This is a genomic window from Roseateles sp. (assembly GCF_039595295.1).
Lineage (GTDB): Bacteria > Pseudomonadota > Gammaproteobacteria > Burkholderiales > Burkholderiaceae_C > Roseateles.
In genome coordinates this window covers 39,657-57,645 of sequence record NZ_JBCNLU010000013.1, presented here as the reverse complement: position 1 = coordinate 57,645, position 17,989 = coordinate 39,657, and the positions used below count along the sequence as shown (strand labels likewise).

The 17,989-nt window shown below is 69.7% G+C and carries 14 protein-coding genes; 10 read left to right on the top strand and 4 right to left on the bottom strand.

Annotation, left to right across the window (positions count from 1 at the left end; all coding sequences use genetic code 11):
• Position 1 precedes the first annotated feature (1 nt).
• The 7 genes from ABDW59_RS12080 (at position 2) to ABDW59_RS12050 (ending at position 8,043) form a co-directional block, all read left to right on the top strand.
• Entirely contained in the window at positions 2 to 799 is a 798-nt protein-coding gene (locus ABDW59_RS12080; RefSeq protein WP_343630061.1) for a thiazole synthase, read from the top strand.
• Complete coding sequence (locus ABDW59_RS12075) at positions 796 to 2,565, top strand: bifunctional hydroxymethylpyrimidine kinase/phosphomethylpyrimidine kinase (RefSeq protein ID WP_343630060.1); 1,770 nt, start codon at positions 796 to 798, stop codon at positions 2,563 to 2,565. The genes ABDW59_RS12080 and ABDW59_RS12075 overlap by 4 nt, the downstream gene beginning before the upstream one ends.
• A gap of 288 nt (positions 2,566 to 2,853) precedes the next feature.
• Positions 2,854 to 3,105, top strand: a complete 252-nt coding sequence (locus ABDW59_RS12070) for a ChpB-ChpS toxin-antitoxin system antitoxin (RefSeq protein ID WP_343630058.1) — start codon at positions 2,854 to 2,856, stop codon at positions 3,103 to 3,105.
• Positions 3,099 to 3,446, top strand: a complete 348-nt coding sequence (locus ABDW59_RS12065) for a type II toxin-antitoxin system ChpB family toxin (RefSeq protein ID WP_343630057.1) — start codon at positions 3,099 to 3,101, stop codon at positions 3,444 to 3,446. Before ABDW59_RS12070 ends, ABDW59_RS12065 begins: the two co-directional genes overlap by 7 nt.
• Positions 3,447 to 3,482: 36 nt before the next feature.
• Entirely contained in the window at positions 3,483 to 5,198 is a 1,716-nt protein-coding gene (locus ABDW59_RS12060; RefSeq protein WP_343630056.1) for an MFS transporter, read from the top strand.
• 260 nt (positions 5,199 to 5,458) lie between these two features.
• A complete protein-coding gene (locus tag ABDW59_RS12055; protein WP_343630054.1) occupies positions 5,459 to 6,640 on the top strand; it encodes an HlyD family secretion protein in 1,182 nt (393 codons plus the stop codon).
• A 20-nt stretch (positions 6,641 to 6,660) separates the two neighbouring features.
• Positions 6,661 to 8,043 carry an efflux transporter outer membrane subunit gene (locus ABDW59_RS12050; protein WP_343630145.1) on the top strand — a complete coding sequence of 461 codons (1,383 nt, stop codon included), beginning with the start codon at positions 6,661 to 6,663 and terminating at the stop codon, positions 8,041 to 8,043.
• A gap of 34 nt (positions 8,044 to 8,077) precedes the next feature.
• Here the strand turns inward: ABDW59_RS12050 and ABDW59_RS12045 are convergent, their stop codons facing one another.
• The 3 genes from ABDW59_RS12045 to ABDW59_RS12035 all read right to left on the bottom strand — a co-directional run bounded on the left by ABDW59_RS12045 (position 8,078) and on the right by ABDW59_RS12035 (position 12,215).
• Positions 8,078 to 9,325, bottom strand: a complete 1,248-nt coding sequence (locus ABDW59_RS12045; protein WP_343630053.1) for a hypothetical protein — start codon at positions 9,323 to 9,325, stop codon at positions 8,078 to 8,080.
• Between the two features lie 174 nt (positions 9,326 to 9,499).
• Positions 9,500 to 11,545: an alkaline phosphatase gene (locus ABDW59_RS12040; RefSeq protein WP_343630052.1), complete on the bottom strand. Its 2,046-nt coding sequence runs from the start codon at positions 11,543 to 11,545 to the stop codon at positions 9,500 to 9,502.
• Between the two features lie 85 nt (positions 11,546 to 11,630).
• Positions 11,631 to 12,215, bottom strand: a complete 585-nt coding sequence (locus ABDW59_RS12035) for a hypothetical protein (RefSeq protein ID WP_343630051.1) — start codon at positions 12,213 to 12,215, stop codon at positions 11,631 to 11,633.
• 198 nt (positions 12,216 to 12,413) lie between these two features.
• Here ABDW59_RS12035 and ABDW59_RS12030 point away from each other — a divergent pair, with 198 nt between their 5' ends.
• Positions 12,414 to 13,064 carry a methyltransferase domain-containing protein gene (locus ABDW59_RS12030; RefSeq protein ID WP_343630049.1) on the top strand — a complete coding sequence of 217 codons (651 nt, stop codon included), beginning with the start codon at positions 12,414 to 12,416 and terminating at the stop codon, positions 13,062 to 13,064.
• Between the two features lie 66 nt (positions 13,065 to 13,130).
• On the opposite strand, the gene ABDW59_RS12025 is transcribed toward ABDW59_RS12030, so the two are convergent.
• On the bottom strand, positions 13,131 to 13,568 hold the full coding sequence (locus ABDW59_RS12025) for a PspC domain-containing protein (RefSeq protein WP_343630048.1): 438 nt from the start codon (positions 13,566 to 13,568) through the stop codon (positions 13,131 to 13,133).
• Between the two features lie 125 nt (positions 13,569 to 13,693).
• Here ABDW59_RS12025 and ABDW59_RS12020 point away from each other — a divergent pair, with 125 nt between their 5' ends.
• Both ABDW59_RS12020 and ABDW59_RS12015 read left to right on the top strand, forming a co-directional pair.
• A complete protein-coding gene (locus tag ABDW59_RS12020) occupies positions 13,694 to 14,392 on the top strand; it encodes an alpha/beta hydrolase (RefSeq protein ID WP_343630047.1) in 699 nt (232 codons plus the stop codon).
• A 151-nt stretch (positions 14,393 to 14,543) separates the two neighbouring features.
• A complete protein-coding gene (locus ABDW59_RS12015) occupies positions 14,544 to 17,867 on the top strand; it encodes a prolyl oligopeptidase family serine peptidase (protein WP_343630046.1) in 3,324 nt (1,107 codons plus the stop codon).
• Positions 17,868 to 17,989: the final 122 nt, after the last annotated feature.

The window sequence follows — 17,989 nt, the reverse complement described above, 5'->3', positions numbered from 1 at the left end:
GATGTCGGACGACCTGACCATCGCCGGCGTCACGCTGGCGAGCCGCTTCTTCCTCGGCACGGCCGGCTATCCGAGCCCGGCCGTCCTGTGCGACGCGATCCGCGCGTCATCGACGCAGCTCCTGACCGTGGGCCTGAAGCGCACGCTGCAGGCGGGCGACAACGGCGCGCTCGCGCAGGCGCTGGCCGTCGGTCGTGAGCAAGGCGCGCGCCTGCTGCCCAACACCGCCGGCTGCCGCAGCGCGCGCGAGGCGGTGCAACTCGCCCACATGGCGCGCGAGCTCTACGGCACCGCGTGGATCAAGCTGGAGGTCGTCGGCGACGAGCACACGCTGCAACCCGATCCCTTCGAGCTGGTGGCCGCGGCGGCCGAGCTCACGCGCGAGGGCTTCGTCGTCTTCCCCTACTGCACCGAGGATCTGATCCTGGGCCGGCGCCTGCTGGACGCCGGCTGCCCGCTGCTGATGCCCTGGGGCGCGCCGATCGGCTCCGGTCAGGGGCTGCTGAACCTGCACGGCCTGCGCACGCTGCGCGAGCGCTTGCCCGATACGGTGCTGGTGATCGACGCCGGACTGGGTGCGCCGTCGCAAGCGGCGCGGGCGATGGAGCTGGGCTTCGACGCGGTGCTGCTGAACAGCGCGGTGGCGCAGGCCGGCGATCCAGCGGCGATGGCCGCCGCCTTCCGCGACGCGGCGCGATCGGGCCGCGCGGCCTTCCGCGCCGGGCTGATGCCGACGCAGTCATTCGCCGTCGCGAGCACACCGGTCAGCGGTCACGCCTTCCTGCTGGGGGACGCATGAGCGGGCGCGCAGAGGATCGCGGCAATGACCTGCGCAGTGAGCGCACGGTAGATCGCCGCGATACGGTCGGCAGCCACGGCGCATCGGGATCGCTCGGTGCCTCGGGATCGTGCGGGACGCTCGTCCCGCATCCGAGCCTGCCTTCGCCCTGGGCGCCGGCCATCGACCCCGACGCGGCGTCGCTGCGGCCATGGACCGAGGATCCCCATCCCCCCGTCATCTGGAGCGTCGCCGGCACGGACAGCGGCGGCGGCGCGGGCCTGAGCGCCGACACGCGCGCGGCGGCCGCGATGGGCGTTCACCTGTGCCCGGTGGTCGCGGCGGTGACAGCGCAACATTCGCTGGGCGTGAGCGCGGTGTTCCCGCTGGATGCCGCGCAGATCCGCGCGCAGCTGAGCGCGCTACGACAGGACCTGCCGCCTCGTGTGATCAAGACCGGCCTGCTCGCGAGCGCGGCTGCGGCGGACGCGTTGCTCGCGCAGGTCGGCGATGCGTCGCTGGTGGTGGATCCGGTGCTCGGCGCGACGGCAGGCAGCGCGAGCGGTTCGAGCGGAGGATCGACCGGTCGTGTGGCCTTCTGCGATGACGCGTTGCTCGACGCCTATCGCCACCAGTTGCTGCCGCGCGCCGCGCTGATCACGCCCAATCGCCGCGAGGCGGAGCGGCTGCTCGGCGTCGCCAGCGGCCAGCACCCGGTGCCGGAGCTCGCGGCGATGCTGCGCGGGCTGGGCGCTCGAGCCGTGTGCGTCACGGGCGGCGATGACGGATCGCAGGTCGACGGGCTGGCGATGGACTGGCTGGACAGCAGGTTGGCGACCGGATGGATCGCGATGCCGCGCCTGGTCCCGCGCAAGGGCGAACCGCTGCATCACCATGGCAGCGGCTGCACCTTCGCGACGGCCGCCGCGGCGGCGCTTGCGCGCGGCTTCGCGGTGCCGGACGCGGTGATCCTGGCCAAGATGCTGACCTGGACCGCGTTGCGCGACGGTCATGCGGCGGGAGCGGGCTCGGGTCCGCTTCGCCCGGATCGGCGCTTTGTCGACGATCCCCGCGCGCTGCCGGTGATGGGCTTTGACGACGAAACCTCGCCCGATCGCGCGACCCTGACGCGATGGCGCGAGGTGCTGTCACCGACGACGCGACGGTCCGCGCCCTTCGCGAAAGGCCTGTACGCGATCACCGATCGCGCCGAGCGGATCGCGGCGCTCGCGGTGAGCGGGCATTTCGAGCATGTGCAGCTGCGGGTCAAGCGCGGCGACGGCGCCGACGCGCTGACCGACGACGCGCTTCGCGCGGCGATCCGCGAGGCGGTGCGGGACATGGCCGGCCGTTCCGCGACCTTGTGGATCAACGATCACTGGCAGCTGGCGCTCGACGAGGGCGCGCGGGCCTTTCATCTGGGCCAGGAGGATTGGGCGTCGCTCGATGCGACGGCGCGGGAGGAGCTGCAACAGCGCCGGTCGCGACATGGCGTGAGGCTGGGCTTGTCGAGCCACAGTTTGTGGGAGCTGTGCCGCGCGCGAGGCGTGGCGCCGGACTACATCGCCTGCGGCCCGCTGTGGGCGACGACGACCAAGGACATGCCGTGGCTGCCGCAGGGATTGGCGCAACTGCGGTGGTGGTCGTGGATGGCGGGAGTGCCGGTGGTCGGGATCGGCGGGGTGCTGACGGATCGCCAATGGCGCGCCGGTGTCGCCGCCGGCGCATCGGCCATGTGTCTGGTCAGGGCGGCGGAAGAGATGGTGGAGAGGGGGCGCTTGGGCTGAGATCGCCCCGTCATTCACCCGGAAGATGGGGCGGGCCAGTCGATCTCAGTCGTGCGCTCCCCCGGATTGGGGTCCGTCACATCCCCCATCGCCTCCACCCTTCGCGCGATTTCTTTCGAGGCCTCCGTTGGGCACCATTCATTCGTCCGTTGCACGCCGGTCGGCTCCGGCTGCATCGCCTCCACCCTCCCTGGAGTCGGCCGGCGTCGCGGCGGACGTACAACTTTGTTTTACAGCGACCACGATGCTTCCTAGAATCCGGGCTTGCTTGCTCCTGGAGGCGTGGTCATGGAAGTGGTGTTGAAGAAGATGGGCAACAGTACCGCATTGATCGTCCCGCCAACCGTGCTTCGGGACCTTGGGCTGAGCGCCGGCCATGCGCTGAATCTGGAGACCACGGCTGATCGCAGGATCGTGTTGACGCCCAAGCGCAAATACACGCTCGCGGAAATGATCGCCCAGTGCGATCTGTCCGCCCCCCCGCCTGCCGACATGGTCGATTGGGACACCATGAAGCCTGAGGGTGGCGAGGTATGGTGAGGCGGAAAGTATTCGAACGCGGCGACATCGTCACCGTCCCCTTCGATCCATCACTTGGGAATGAGCAACGCGGCACCCGCCCGGCTCTGGTGCTGACGTCCAAGGAGTTCAATCAGCTTGGCGACGTGCTGGTGGCCCCGATCACCCAAGGCGGCGACTTCGCGCGCTTCGCCGGCTTCGCGGTAACGCTCAGCGGCACGGGCTGCAAGACGCAAGGGGCGGCCCTCATGAACAAGATACGCATGATGGACTTGAGTGCGCGAGATGCCCGGCGCCTGGAACGGGCACCTCCCGAGGTCATTGACGACGCAATGGCTCGGCTTTCCGGGATGCTGGTCTAGCTGAATAATCGCCCGGTCCCCACCGCAGCGACCGCCGTGGCCACCTCCCCTTACCTGAAGCCGGTCCCCGACTGGCAGGAGCACGAGAAGCCCAGCATGCCGGGCTCTCCGTCGATGCCTTGGCATCCGCCCTGGCGCCGCGTCGCCTACGCCTTCGTCGCCATCCTGGTGGGCATCACCGGCGCGCTCGGCAACGGCCTGGTCACCGCCAACCTCCCCGTCCTGCAAGGCCAGCTCGGCCTCACCCCCTCCGAAGGCGCTTGGCTGTCCGCCGCCTACGTGATGGTCAACGTCACCGCCAACCTGCTGGTCTTCAAATGCCGCCAGCAATTCGGCATGCGCTGGTTCGCCGAGATCGGCCTGGGCGTCTACGCCGTGCTGACGCTGCTCCATCTGGCCGTCGGCACCTTCGAAACCACCCTCGCCGTGCGCGCCGCCAGCGGTCTGGCCGGTGCGGCCTGCTCCACGCTGTGTCTGCTCTACATGCTGCAGAGCATGCCCCGCACCCACACCGGCAAGATGCTGGTCATCGGCGTGGGCATCGGCCAGCTCGCCGCCCCGCTGGCCTGGGTCATCTCGCCCGCCCTGCTCAACCAGGGCGGCGGCTCCTGGCACAACCTCTATCTCTTCGAGGCCGGCCTCGCGCTGTGCAGCTTCGCCGCCGTCGTCATGCTCAAGCTGCCGCCCGGCGTCCAGATCAAGGTCTTCGAGCGCGTCGACTTCCTGACCTTCGCGCTCGTCGCTCCCGCCGTCGCCATGATCTGCGCGGTGCTGGTCCAGGGCTATCTGCACTGGTGGCTGGACACGCCCTGGCTCGCCTGGCTGCTGATCGCCGCGTTGCTGCTCCTCGTGATCGCCGTGTTCATCGAACATCACCGCATCAACCCGCTCATCCAGACCCGCTGGTTCTTCAACGGGAGCACGCTGCGCTTCGTCATCGGCGGGATGATCCTGCGCTTCCTGACCGCCGAGCAGTCGGTCGGCGCCGTCAGCTTCCTGCGCGCGCAGGGCATGGGACCGGACCAGCTGCAGCCGCTGTTCGCGGTCGTCCTGGCCGGGATGATCCTGGGCATGCTGGCCTGCTCGCTGACCTTCACGCCCAAGACCATGGTCCCGCAGATCCTGCTGTCCATCGTGCTCTTCGCGGTCGCGGGCCTGCTGGACCACCACCGCACCAGCCTGGACCGGCCGCAGGATTTCTACGTCAGCCAGTTCCTGCTCTCCATCGGCGCCGGCATGTTCATGGGGCCGCTGATGCTCATCGGCATCGGCCAGGCCCTCAAGAACGGACCGGCCTACATGGTGACCTTCTCGGTGATGTTCTCGATCACCCAGACGCTGGGCGGACTGGTCGGCTCCGCCGTGCTCAACACCTATCAGCTGTATCGCGAGCACGAGTTCTCCGCCTCCATCGTCGCCGGCCTGGACCGCACCGATCCGCAGGTGGGGATGCGCATGGCGCAGCAGACCGCCGCGCTCAGCGCCGTGATCGGTGATCCGGTGCTGCGATCGGCGCAGGGCGCGGCGCGGCTCGCCGCCGCCGCGCGACGCGAGTCCAACGTCCGCGCCTACAACGACGTCTTCATGTTCAGCGCCGTCACCGCCATCGCCTTCCTCGTGTGGCTGCTCGCGCTGCTGGGCCGCACCGCCCTGCGCGAGCGCCTCGCTCGCCGACCTGCCGCCGCGGGGCCGCCCGCCGCAGGGGCACCGGCCGCCCTGCCCCCACTCTCCTCGCCGTCCGCACGACCATGAGCCCAGCGCCGACTCCGTCAGACCCCGCCCGCCGCCCATCACCGGACTCGCCGGAATCGCCGACTTCGCCGTTCGTCCCGACGCCCGCCCATCCGCCGGGCTATCCGTCGCCGCCGGTGTCGCCCAGCGTGGCGATGGCGCCTTCGGCGACCGGGACCGCCGGTGCCGACCTGCCGCTCCCCACCGATGGCGAAGGCGCGGGTAAGCCGATGCCGCCGAGTACGTCCGCACCCGCTCTGCCACCCGCTCCTGAGCCGACGATGACCGCCGCCCCGCCCGCCGAGCCCGCCGCGCCGCCCAAGTACCTGAAGGCCTCGATGACGGCGATCGTCGCGATGGCGCTGGTGGCCATCGTCGGCGTGACCCTGATCCTGCGGGCCTGGGAGCTGGGCCCCTTCGACACCAGCAACGAGACCACCGACAACGCCTACGTGCGCGGCGCGGTGACGGTGCTCTCGCCGCAGGTCAACGGCTATGTGGTGGAGGTGCTGGTCAAGGACTTCGAGCAGGTGAGGGCCGGCCAGCCGCTGGCGCGCATCGACGACCGGCTCTATGCCGCCGCCGTCGCCCAGGTCGAGGCGCAACGCGCCAACGCCGCCGCGCAGTTCGACAACTTCGATCAGACGCAGGCGCAGAACCAGGCGACGCTGGCCGCATCGCGCGCGACGCTGGCCTCGGCCGAGGGCGAGCTGGCGCGCTCCAACGCGGAGCTGGCGCGGGTGGAGGAACTGGCGGGACGCGGATCCGTGTCGCTGAACGAGCGTGACCGCGTCCGCGCCAGCAACCGCCTGGCGGCCGCCAACGTCGAGAAGGCCCGCGCCGACATCCGCATCGGCGAGGAACGCATCAAGGCCACCCGCGTCAGCCGCGGCGGCCTGCATGCCGGCGTGCAGGCGGCGGACGCCCAGCTCGCGACCGCGCGCATCAATCTCGCCAACACCGTCGTGCGCGCGCCGGTGGACGGGCAGGTGAGCGAAGTCTCGGTGCGGCTGGGGCAGTACGTCAGCGCGGGCTCGCAGCTGATGTTCGTCGTGCCGCAGCAGCTCTGGGTGGTCGCCAATTTCAAGGAGACGCAGACCGGTCGCATGCAGGTCGGCCAGAAGGTCTCGTTCAAGGCCGACGCGCTAAAAGGCGTGCGCTTCAGCGGCCGCGTGCAGCAGATCGCGCCGGCCACGGGCTCGGAGTTCAGCGTGCTCAAGGCCGACAACGCGACCGGCAACTTCACCAAGGTCGTGCAGCGACTGCCCGTGCGAATCGCGCTGGATCCGGGGCAAGCGGCGCTGGAGCGGCTGCGGCCCGGGATGTCGGTGGAGGTCACCGTCGAGACGAATGCGCCCGAGGCTGGATCGGCGCCGACCCCGTCGCCACCATCCACGTCAGCGCCGGCCGTAGCATCAACGGCAGCGCCAGCGCCTGCACCGGCTTCTGGAGCATCACAGTGAGACGAGTCGCCGCCATTGCGATGCTCGGATTGGCCGGCTGTGCGCCCGCCCTGCGCGCGCCGCCCGCGGCGTCGCGGCTTGATCTCCCGGCGACATGGCGTGAGCAGCCTGTGTCGAACGCCTCATCGGCCTCGGCGCCCGCCGCCGACGCCCTGCCGCGTGAAGCCATCCGCGCCGAGTGGTGGCAAGACTTCGGCGATCCGGTGCTCAGCGGTCTGGTGCTGCGCGCGCTGGATCGCAACAACGATCTGCTGCTGGCCGGCGCACGGCTGGACGAGGCGCGCGCGACGCTCGCCGCCAGCCGCGCGGCCGAGGGCCCGCAGCTCAACGCGACGCTGGCCGCGCAGGGCTCGCGAACCTTGCAGGTCACGGGGATTTCCGAGTCGCACATCGTGCAGCCGGGGCTGTCGGCGTCCTGGGAACTGGACCTGTGGGATCGGCTCGGCGCCCTCACCCGCGCCGCGCGCTTGCGGGTCGCGGCGAGCGAGGCGGACCGCGACGGCGCCGCGCTCAGCGTCGCGACGACCACGGTGCAGTCCTACATCGCGCTGTTGGCACTGGAGTCGCAGCTGGCCTTGTCCAAGGCCACGCTGGACTCGCGCGCCGAGGCACTGCGGCTGGCGCAGGACCAGGCGCGCACCGGCTACATCTCTCAGCTGCAGCTCACGCAGGCGCAGGCCGAGTACGCCTCCGTCGCGCAGCAGGTGCCGCAGCTGGAGCTCGCTATCCGGCGGCAGGAGAACGCGCTGGCGCAGCTCACCGGTCAGTCGCCCGGGGACATGCCGCGCGGTCGCCGCTTCGAGGAGTTGGCGCTGCCGGCGACGCCGGTGGTGCTGCCCTCGGCGCTGCTGGAGCGTCGGCCCGACCTCGCGCAGGCGGCCCTGACGCTGGCGGCAAGCGACGCAACCTTGGCCGCGCGTCGCGCCGCCTTCATGCCGCAGATCTCGTTCAGCGCCTCGGCGGGCACGCTCTACGTGGCCGCGCTGGACTACGACCCGCTGCGCGTATGGAGCCTAGGCGGCAGCGTGCTTGCGCCGCTCTTCGACTCCGGCCGCTTGCAGTCGCAGTTCGAGACCGCCACCGCGCAGCGCGATCAAGCGGCCTATGCGTATCGGGGCCGCGTGTTGACGGCGATCACCGAGGTGGAGAACGCGCTCGCGGGCATCGAGCGCCTGGACCGCCAGCGCCGCTTCGCGCAGGAGCGACGCGAGGTGCTGGCGCGCTCGCTGCAGTACGCGCATGACCGCTACGACGCGGGCTATGCGAGCTACCTGGAGGAGCTCGACGCGCAGCGCAATCTCTTCGCGCAGGACAACGAGCTGATCCGCATTCGGCAGGGCGAGCTGGAGAATCGGCTCGCGTTGATCCGGGCGCTGGGCGGAGGGTGGCAACCATCGCCTTGACGTCCCTCCGCTCGATCCACCGGATGTTGCTGACTCACCAGTCCGCGCTCAGGGCATCCGCCCCGTCGCACTGCGCGGCATAGGTGATGAAGCGCTTCTTGCCGGGATTCTTCTCGTCAGGCACGGATCGGTCGTAGAGCGCCACGACCTTCTCGATCACGAAGTCCTCGCCTTTGTCGGCACGCCATTCGGAGGGCGACTTCCCCCACTGGCTGAATGTGAAGCCGGGGCTCCGAGTGAAGAGGATGGGACGGCCACGGTCGTCCAAGATGTTCACGGTGCTGCCGATGAAGTTCTTCTGGGCGAAGAAGGGGGTCTCGCGCGCTCCGCTGTCCGGGGCGACGAAGAAACAGGCATTTCCACGCGGGGTCACCGTCATGGCTGCCATCAAATGACCCTGACTTGCCGCCGGCGTCCTCCAGCTTGGGATGTGTGTCGCGATTTCGGAACTCCCAAGGTGGAAGCCGGTCTGCCTCCCGAACTCGAAACCGAAATTGGTTTCCGCGAAGAGGTTTCCTCTGTAGATTGCACCGTCCTTGATTTCTGCCATCGTTCGCAACGCCAAGGTCCGCCCCTCGGGCACATGCGCGCGAACGAGAATCGCGGGCTCGATGGCGCTGTGCCATCCATTGCCGATCGCTTCCTGCCAGGAGTCGCCCTTGGCGACGCGTTGGCCGAAGTCTTCGTCAATCTTCGGGGTTCGGCACCAGTGACCCGGCTCGTCGTAGCTCTCTTTGCCGAATATCCGGCGGTAGTGCGCCCCGCAGACGAGTGGATGAACCTCTGGCACCTGCGGCGGAATCGTCTCCCCCAAAGCAGCCTCGGTGCAGAAGACGCCGTTCGATGAATGGCACATGACATCGCCGGCAGGCGTCTCGGCCAACCATTTCTTCACCCCCAGAAAGGAGTAGTTGACCCACTTCGCGAAGCGCGTCGCGTACGCGGATCGACACCAGTGGCGTTTGTGAAATGCCCGGTTGTTGTCGTTGTAGCCATTGATTCCCCACTTCTCCTTGTGGGGTGCCCCGCAAACCAGCGGGTTCAGCTTCGACGTGCCGTAGATTTTCGGATCGGTGACTTGCTTATGCCAGTAGCAGTGCACCCCGTCGGGACTGAGGCAACTCATGTTGCCGTCGGCTTCCAGCCGCACCCAACCTCCCCACCACTCTTTCCACTCGGTGAGCGCCCCTGCCGGAGGTTTGACAGGCTCTGATGTCGCCATGGCCGCGCCGGACCAGCCGACCGCGAGCGCGAACAAGACGGGGGCGAAGAGAGAACGCATGAATGCTCCTGAAGGATCAAGGGAGCACGTTCAGTCTCGCGAATCATTGGCCAGAACCCAAGAGAAAGCCGCCATGTCAGGCGGCCTTCTTCGATCTCGACGGGGCATGCCGCAAGACCCCTCCTGGACACGCGCGGACCTGGACCTCCCAGGCATGCGTGCCTGCGCCCACGCTCACGGCTTCACGGCCTTCGCCGGCTTCTTCGCGCCGCTCGAATCCGCCGGCGCGGTCACGCCCTTCACCGCCGCCTGCGCGAGCTTGAAGAACACGTCGGTGTTGTCGATCACGCCAGTGAAGGCCAGCGCGCCGGGACCGAAGGCCGACAGCGGAATGTCGGTGGCCGTGTGCACCGCCTGCTCGCCGGGCACCTGGCCGGTGACCAGGTACTCGCCCAGCGCGTCATCACGCTCGGCGGCGTTCGCCGGATACCACTTCAGCGGCTCGCTCTTGGCCAGCGGTTGCTGCGAGTCGCGCAGCGGCGTGTTGTTGGTGCGCCAGTCCTCGTAGCGATCGGCGTTCGCGCCGTATCCGACCAGCAGACGGAAGTCGATGTCGGTCGCTTCCGGATAGCCGTCGGCCGCGATGCGGTAGCGCGGGAAGCCGGCCTTCTCGTAGACGCCCACGACCTTGTCGCGCAAATTGGCCGCGCCTTTCTTGGTGGCTGCATCCTGCAGCGCCTTGTCCGTCAGCATCGAGCCGCCGATCAGCGCCGCGCCCGAGCACTCGTGGTCCGCGGTCACGATGACCAGCGTGTCGCCGTTCTCGCGCGCGAAGTCCTGCGCGACCTGGACCGCGCGGTCGAACTCGATGGTGTCCAGCATCCAGCGCTCGCTGTCCATGTTGTGCGCCTGCTTGTCGATGGACGCGCCTTCGATCATCAGCACGAAGCCCTTGGGCTGCTTCTTCAGCGTCGCGATCGCGGCCTTGGCCATCTCGTCCAGCATCGGCTGGTCGGGGAAGCCGTAATCGTCGACGACGCTGCCGCCGCCCAGTCCCTTCTTCACGCCGCGGCGGCCGTCGATCTTGTCCAGCGCCACGTTCATGTTGGAGAACGCGAACAGGCCCAGCAGCTTGTCCGCGCCCTGGCCGGCGATGGCCGCGTCCAGCTCGGACTTGGTCGGCGCGTAGCGGTAGCCGGCGGACTGGAACTCCTTGATCAGGTCGCGGTCCTTGTCCTTGGCGCCCGGCGCGGCGCCCCAGCGCTTGACGATCTCCGCCGTGTGCGGATCGGTGGCGGAGAAGGCGTAGTCGTTGGCCTCCGCGCGCTCCGAGCCCGGCGTCCCTGCCGGCAGGAACCACTTGCGGCCGCCGCCCATCAGCACGGTCAGGCCGGTGCGCGAGCGGTCGTCGAAGAACTGGTCGACGATGCCGGTGCCCGCGCCGCGGTTGCTGGTGTGGACCGCGTTGCCCGCAGGCGTGGCATCGAACACGTCGGCCGTGGTCACGATGCCCAGCGCCTTGCCTTGCGTGCGGTGCAGGTACTCGGACAGGTATTCGATGCGCGGGTTGTCGAAGGCGTCGACGGTGTCGTCGGGGAACACGCCCTCTTCATTGTTGTTGTTCTTGTTGCCAGAGACGTAGGAGGTCATGCCCGGCGAGGAGTCGGTGACGATGGAGTTCAGCGACGAGGTCTTCACCAGCGCGGTCGCCGGGAAGGTGTCCATGGCCAGCGGCTGGATGGCCTTGCCCTGCGCATAGCCGCCCTTGACGATGCGCGCCGCGGTGCGCTGCGCCGCGCCCATGCCGTCGCCCAGCAGGATGATGACGTTCTTGATCTTGGGGCCCATCGCGGCGGCGAAGGGGATGACGTCGAAGTTGCCGGTGGCGCTGACCTTCTGGCCGTCGGCCTGCGTGGCCTCGACGCTGAACTGGTGGCGGCCGGGCTTCTCGATGCCCATCGCGCGCACGGTGGCGATCGCGGTCTCGGCGCTCACGCCCTTGACGCAGCCGGCGGCGCAGTCGCGCAGCGCGACGGACGCGTCGACCGGCTTGCCGTCGATCAGGAAGCGCGCGGCGTTGATGCGCTGACCGGCGTCCGGCTTGATCGTCGCCTGCAGGTCGAAGCGCTGCCCCGGCAGGAAGCGTGCGATGACGGGCTCGGGCTGGCCGCTGGAGAACAGCTCGCTCGGCGGCGTCAGGCGGGTGACGGTCGGGGCCGCTTGCGCGGTCAGCGCCAGCAGCGCGCAAGCGCCGGCGATCAGGGAAGGCAGGTGTTTCATCGAAGTGGACCGGAGTCGGAGAAATCGGAAGGACCGCGCGCGACGGCCGCGGACCGGATGCGTGGAACGAGGTGTGGCGCCGGCCTCAATGCCCGTGGCCATCGGCCTGGGCGGCCGAGGCCTGCGATTCGAGCGCGCCGGCGGGCAGTTGCAGGCGGACCCAGGACACGCGCCCGGACTCGTCCTCGAGGCGGCCCACCGACAGCGTGCCGGTCAGCACCACCAGGCCCGCGCGATGGGCGATCAGGCGTTCCTTCTGCGCCGGGTCCAGTAGCACGGTGACGGTGGCGGCGGGCAGGTCGTCGGCCTCGCCGTCGGCGTGCTCGCTCATGCGCACGGGGCGCGGCGTGAACCAGAAGCGACCGGGTTTAGCGTTCTCCTGCGCGACCATGTAGCCCACCATGCGGACCTGGCGGCCGTCGGCGCCGCGCAGCGCGTCGGACAGCTCCAGGCCGGCCGGACCGATCGGGGTCTTGAAGAACTGGGCGAACTTGAGGTCCAGGGCCGCCGCGGCCGGGGCGGCGGACGTCGAGGTGGTCGCGGTCAATGCGCTGGAATCGGTCGCGGGGTCGGCCCGGACCAGGGAGGTGGCGAGGATCGCGGCGAGGGCCGTGCTCAGCAGGGCGGCACGGCGGGCAAGCCGCATGCCATTGGGATGTGTGGCGCGCATGGGCGCGGATTCTTTCCATCGCGCATGACGGTTCCGTGACTGTGCGTCGAATGCTCGCTTTTCCAGCTTGACCCGGGCGCCGCATCACGCGAAGCTGGTCCGCGCTCCGGGATCGCCGACGGAGCGACCCAGGCGCCGACAGAGCGCCCCGCATCCCGACGTCATGTCGGCAGGCTCGGCGAGCGCCAAAGGGAGTCCATGAACACGCACGACGAGCGGCCTGCGTTGCAGGCGCTGAACGCGCTCTACGGCCGCCGCGCCGCGGTCTACGACTACGAGCTGATGCCGGTGGCGCCGCTGCGCCGCGAGGCGATCGCGGCATTGGACCTGCAGCCGGGCGAGACGGTGCTGGACATCGGCGCCGGCACGGGGCTCAGCCTGCCCGGTCTGTGCGAGGCTGTCGGCCCGAACGGCCGCGTCATCGCCGTCGAGCCCTGCGAAGCCATGATGCGGCAAGCCCGCGAGCGCAGCCGCGCCGACCACCTCGGCGCCCCCGTCGACTTCCTGGCCGCCGCGGCGCAGGACGCGCCCTATGAGGCCGCGCTCGGCGAGCGGCGCGCGGACGCGGCGCTGTTCTTCTTCACCCACGACGTGCTGCAGAGCATCGCGGCGCTGGAGCGCGCGCTGGCGGTGCTCAAGCCGGGCGGACGCGTCGTCGCGGCGGGACTGGCCTGGGCGCCACCCTGGCTGCCGCTGAGCAATCTGTTCGTGCTGGGCGCGGCGGCGCATTCAGTGACGCGCATGGACGGACTGGACTGCCCGTGGCGCCAGCTTGAGGCCCGAATGAAAGAGGCGGAGGTCGAGCGCCGCTGGCTCGCCTCCGCCTATCTGCTACGGGGTCGGCGCTGAGCCGATACCCTCGTCGCGTTCGTAGCGCTCATCGCGCTCGTTGCGCTCGTCGGATTTCGGGCTCGCTCAATCCTCCTGCGGGATGAAGATCCACATCAGCAGGTAGAGCAGCGGACCGACGCCGCCGCACAACGTCAGGCCGACGAAGACGATGCGCCAGAACCAGGACGTGATGCCGGTGAGCCGCGCGATGCCGCCGCACACGCCGCCGATCCAGCGATCGTCGCGGCTGCGACGCAGCGCGTTGATCGCGTTGATGGCGGGCGCGCCGCCCTGCGGCGTCGCGTAGCGGGCCGAGCCGTGCGACGCGCTGTCGGGGCCGTAGGCCGTGCCGGTGGGGCCCGTCGATGTCCAGGCCCCGGAGGTCCCGGCGCCGGCCGCACCGGCGGTGCCGGCGGTCTCGCCGGTCAGCACGCGGGCCTTGGCCTTGGCGAACTCCTCGTCGCTGAGGATGCCGCGCTGATGCAGATCGGCCAGACGGTTGAGTTCTTCGCTGTCGGACATGGGGAGCTCCTTTCGATGTCGGGCATCTCGTGATGCCATGGAGCGAAGACTACGCAGCGCGTCGCCGCGGCGCGCGCCGGATGCGACCAACTGCGGAGTCATGCGATAGGCCGCTGAAGACTAGGATGCACGCCATGACATCCCTTGCCACCATCGAACTGCAAACCCGCGAAACGCCCCGCTTCAGCATCCTGGTGCTGCACGGCCTGGGCGCGGACGGCAACGATTTCGTGCCCGTGTGCCAAGCGCTGGACCTGCGTCCGGTGCTCGCGCTCGGCGGGCTGCGCTTCGTGCTGCCCACCGCGCCGGAGATCCCGGTCACCCTCAACGGCGGCATGCGCATGCGGGCCTGGTACGACATCCGCAACGGCGACCTGACCCGCCGCGAGGATGCCGACGGCGTGCGCGCCTCGCAGGCCTTGATCGAAGAACTCATTGCCCGCGAGGAACGCGATCACGGCATCCCGCCGGAGCGCGTCGTGCTGATGGGCTTCTCGCAAGGCTGCGCGATGACGCTGATGACCGGCCTGCGCCACGCGCGCCGGCTGGCCGGTCTGGTCGGCCTGTCCGGCTACCTGCCGCTGCTGGAGACCACCGAGGCCGAGCGCCATGCGGCCAACGCGGCCACGCCCATCTTCCTGGCCCACGGCACGAACGACGGCGTGGTCGTGCCGGCTCGCGCGCAGGCCTCGCTGGCCGAGCTTCGCCGGCTTGGCCACGAGGTCGAGTGGCACGAGTACCCGATGGCCCACGAAGTCAGCATGGACGAGATCCAGGCCCTGCAGGCCTGGCTGGTGAAGACGCTGACGGCCGCCGCCGGCTGAGCCCCGGCGGGCGCAGAGCCGACCGCGCGAGCGCCCTTCAACCCGGCGCGGCGAACACCGCACAAGCGGTGTCCGTCGGGGTTGTGGCGGGCCCGAAACCTGGGGAATGTCTTCGTTCCGGGCGAGGGGGCGCTTGCTATAACCCCGCCCCATGCACCCTTCCCTGCTCAAGTCCCTGCCGGCGCTGTCGCTGGCCCTCCTGCCCCTGGCGCCGCTGAGCGCGGCCACGCCGCCGCAGTCCGCCACCCCGGTCGCGGCCGCCGCGGCCTCGGTCGTCGCGCCGGCCTCCGCCAAGCTGCCCATCACCCACGACGTCTACGCCACCTGGCGCAGCATCCAGGGCACGCAGCTCAGCCGTGACGGCCAGTGGGTCGCCTACGCGCTGGTCGCCCAGGAGTCCGATGGCGAGCTGGTCGTGCGCCACGTCGCCGACGGCCGCGAGTACCGCGCCCCGCGCGGCACCGCGCCCGCCTTCAGCGCCGACGGCCGCTTCGTCGCCTTCGCCGTGCAGCCGACGCGGGTCGAGCTCGACAAGGCCAAGAAGGACAAGAAGAAGGGCGAGGACGCGCCCAAGGCCGGCGCCGCGCTGATGGACCTGGCCACCGGCAAGGTCGAGATCGTCGAGCGCGTCAAGCGCTTCGCCTGGGGCAAGGACGGCGGCCAGACCCTGGCCCTGCTGCTCGACGCGCCGCTGAAGAAGGACGGCGCGAAGGACGCTCCCGCCAAGGCCGATCGCGATGATGCGGCCGATGGCATCGATGGCGAGGCCGTCGCTTCGGCCGCCTTCGATGCGGTGACCGGCAACGGTCTCGACCAGGAAGCCGCGGGGGAAGGCGGCGCGGGCGGACCGTCGGCCAAGAAGGCCCCCGGCACCGAGCTGATCCTGATCGACGCCGCGACCCGTGAGCGTCACGCGTTCAAGGACGTGTCCGACTTCGCCTGGGCGCGCCAAGGCAACCTGCTGGCCTACACCGTGTCGGTGAAGGAGCCCGCCAAGGAAGCCCCGAAACCCAAGACCGCACCGGCGACGGCAGCTGCGGTGCCTGCGGCTTCCGCCGCGTCGGGCGCGGCCACCACGCCGCCGGTCGACGCGAAGGCGCAAGCCAAGGCCGACGCGCCCGCCGATGCCAAGGCGCCCGCCAAGGCCGCCGCCGACGACACCGCTCGCGAGGGCGTGTATGTCGTCGATCCGGCCGAGCCGGGCAAGTCGCGCGCGGTGCTGAGCGGCGCCGGCCACTACAAGCAGCTGCGCTTCGACGAGGAAGGCCGCCAGTTGGCCTTCGTCACCAATCGGGACCACCTGGCCGTGACCGCCGCCGCCAAGCGCAAGGCGGCCGAGGACAAGGCCAAGGCGTCCGACAAGTCGGCCAAGTCCGCTGACGCCAAGGCGGAAGAGACCAAGCCCGACGCCAAGCCGGAGCCGACGCCGTTCAAGCTCTTTCTGTGGAAGGCGGGTGCGGAGTCCGCCTCGGTGCTGGTCAGCGGCGACACCGCCGGCATGCCCTCGGGCTGGACGCCCAGCGAGCATGCAGCGCTGAGTTTCAGCAAGGACGGCCAGCGCCTGTTCCTGGGCACGGCCGAGCTGCCCGCCGCCGAGCCCAAGGATGCGCCCGATCCGGTGAAGGTTGATCTGTGGCACTGGAAGGATCCGGAGCTGCAATCGGCGCAGAAGGTCAAGGCCGAGCGCGAACGCGCGCGCAGCTACCGCGCCGTCGTGCACCTGGGCACCGACGTGGATCAGGCGCGCTTCGTGCAACTCGCGACCAAGGACCTGCCCACGGTGCAGGTCAACGAGAACAGCCGCGTCGCGCTGGGCCTCAGCGAGCTGCCCTATCGCCAGCTGATGTCCTGGGAAGGCATGTACTTCGACGCCTACGCGGTGGACCTGCAGACCGGCGCGGCCAAGCCGCTGGGCCGCAAGCTACGTCACGCGCCCAAGCTGTCGCCGGCCGGCAAGTACGTGCTGGGCTTCGACGCCAACGCGGTGCGCTGGATGGCCTGGCGCACCGACACCGGCGAGGCGATCAACCTGACCGGCAAGATCAAGTCGCGCTTCGACAACGACGATCGCGACGTGCCGGACCTGCCCTCGCCCTACGGCGCGGCCGGCTGGACCGCCGATGACGACAGCGTCGTCATCTACGACAAGTTCGACCTCTGGTCCATCCAGCCCGCCACCGGCAAGTCCCGGAACCTGACGCAAGGCTGGGGCCGCAAGCAGGGTCTGGAGCTGCGCGTGGTGCCGCTCGATCCCGAGGACGCGGAAGCCAAGCCCTTGCCGGCCGACACGCTGACGCTGGCCGGCACGCAGGACGTGTCGCGCGCCAGCGGCTATTACCGCGTGGACGCGACGGGCGGCCTGCCCAAGACGCTGATCCAGGATGACAAGATGATCGGCGGCCTGATCAAGGCCAAGAACGCCGACCGCGTCGTCTTCACGCAGCAGACTTTCAGCGAGTTCCCGGACCTGTGGACCGCGACGCTGGGCCTGCAGTCGCCGAGCAAGATCAGCGACGCCAATCCGCAGCAGGCGCAATACGCCTGGGGCACGCAGGAGCTGATCGAGTACACCGCGGCGGACGGCAAGAAGCTGCGGGCGCTGCTGGCCAAGCCGGCCGGCTTCGACCCGAAAAAGCAGTACCCGATGATGGTCTACATCTACGAGAAGATGACGGACAACCGGTACCGCTACGTGCCGCCGGCGCCGAGCCAGAACATCAACGTCTCGCGCTACGTGTCCAACGGCTACCTCGTGCTGCGTCCGGACATCGTCTACACGACGGGTCATCCGGGCAAGAGTGCGATGAACACGGTGCTGCCGGCGATCCGCCAGCAGATCGCCAAGGGTTACGTGGATCCGAAGCGGGTGGGCATCCAGGGTCACAGCTGGGGCGCGTACCAGATCAACTACCTGATCACGCACACCAACATGTTCCGCGCGGCCGAGGCGGGCGCGTCGATGGCCAACATGATCAGCGGCTACGGCGGCATCCGCTGGGGCGCGGGCATCAGCCGCGCGTTCCAGTACGAGCACGGTCAGAGCCGCATCGGCAGCACGCCGTGGGAGCGTCCGGACCTGTACGTGGAGAACTCGCCGATCTTCCGGGTCGACAAGGTCACCACGCCCTACCTGACCATCCACAACGACGATGACGACGCGGTGCCCTGGTACCAGGGCATCGAGTTCTTCACCGCGCTGCGCCGCCTGGGCAAGGAAGCGTACTGGTTCAATTACAACGGTGAGAAGCACGGCCTGCGGGACCGGGACAACACCAAGCACTACACCGTGCACATGGCCGAGTTCTTCGACCATTACCTGCTGGGCAGCCCGCGTCCGACGTGGATGGACCAGCCGGTGCCCTATCTGGAGCGCGGCAAGCGTGACGTGATGGGGATGTTCAAGCCGGTGGTGAAGCCGGAGGCGACCGCGGTGGCCAAGGAAGGATCGGCCGGCGCGACGCCCGCGGCGAAGTAAGCCCTCCTGAGCCCCTCGCCCGCTTGCGGGAGAGGGGTTGGGGAGAGGGCCGGTGAGCGTCCAGAGCGCGAGTCGGAGCGGGTCCGACTGCGATTGACGCTCCGCAGCCTGCGACGGCCCTC

What these genes read in the sequence shown, in the direction of transcription:
- ABDW59_RS12050 (WP_343630145.1), top strand. Translation starts at nt 6,661, where the DNA reads ATGCTCGGATTGGCCGGCTGTGCGCCCGCCCTGCGCGCGCCGCCCGCG.
- ABDW59_RS12045 (WP_343630053.1), bottom strand. Translation starts at nt 9,325, where the DNA reads ATGCGTTCTCTCTTCGCCCCCGTCTTGTTCGCGCTCGCGGTCGGCTGG.
- ABDW59_RS12040 (WP_343630052.1), bottom strand. Translation starts at nt 11,545, where the DNA reads ATGAAACACCTGCCTTCCCTGATCGCCGGCGCTTGCGCGCTGCTGGCG.
- ABDW59_RS12035 (WP_343630051.1), bottom strand. Translation starts at nt 12,215, where the DNA reads ATGCGCGCCACACATCCCAATGGCATGCGGCTTGCCCGCCGTGCCGCC.
- ABDW59_RS12055 (WP_343630054.1), top strand. Translation starts at nt 5,459, where the DNA reads ATGACCGCCGCCCCGCCCGCCGAGCCCGCCGCGCCGCCCAAGTACCTG.
- ABDW59_RS12075 (WP_343630060.1), top strand. Translation starts at nt 796, where the DNA reads ATGAGCGGGCGCGCAGAGGATCGCGGCAATGACCTGCGCAGTGAGCGC.
- ABDW59_RS12025 (WP_343630048.1), bottom strand. Translation starts at nt 13,568, where the DNA reads ATGTCCGACAGCGAAGAACTCAACCGTCTGGCCGATCTGCATCAGCGC.
- ABDW59_RS12030 (WP_343630049.1), top strand. Translation starts at nt 12,414, where the DNA reads ATGAACACGCACGACGAGCGGCCTGCGTTGCAGGCGCTGAACGCGCTC.
- ABDW59_RS12020 (WP_343630047.1), top strand. Translation starts at nt 13,694, where the DNA reads ATGCACGCCATGACATCCCTTGCCACCATCGAACTGCAAACCCGCGAA.
- ABDW59_RS12015 (WP_343630046.1), top strand. Translation starts at nt 14,544, where the DNA reads ATGCACCCTTCCCTGCTCAAGTCCCTGCCGGCGCTGTCGCTGGCCCTC.
- ABDW59_RS12080 (WP_343630061.1), top strand. Translation starts at nt 2, where the DNA reads ATGTCGGACGACCTGACCATCGCCGGCGTCACGCTGGCGAGCCGCTTC.
- ABDW59_RS12065 (WP_343630057.1), top strand. Translation starts at nt 3,099, where the DNA reads ATGGTGAGGCGGAAAGTATTCGAACGCGGCGACATCGTCACCGTCCCC.
- ABDW59_RS12070 (WP_343630058.1), top strand. Translation starts at nt 2,854, where the DNA reads ATGGAAGTGGTGTTGAAGAAGATGGGCAACAGTACCGCATTGATCGTC.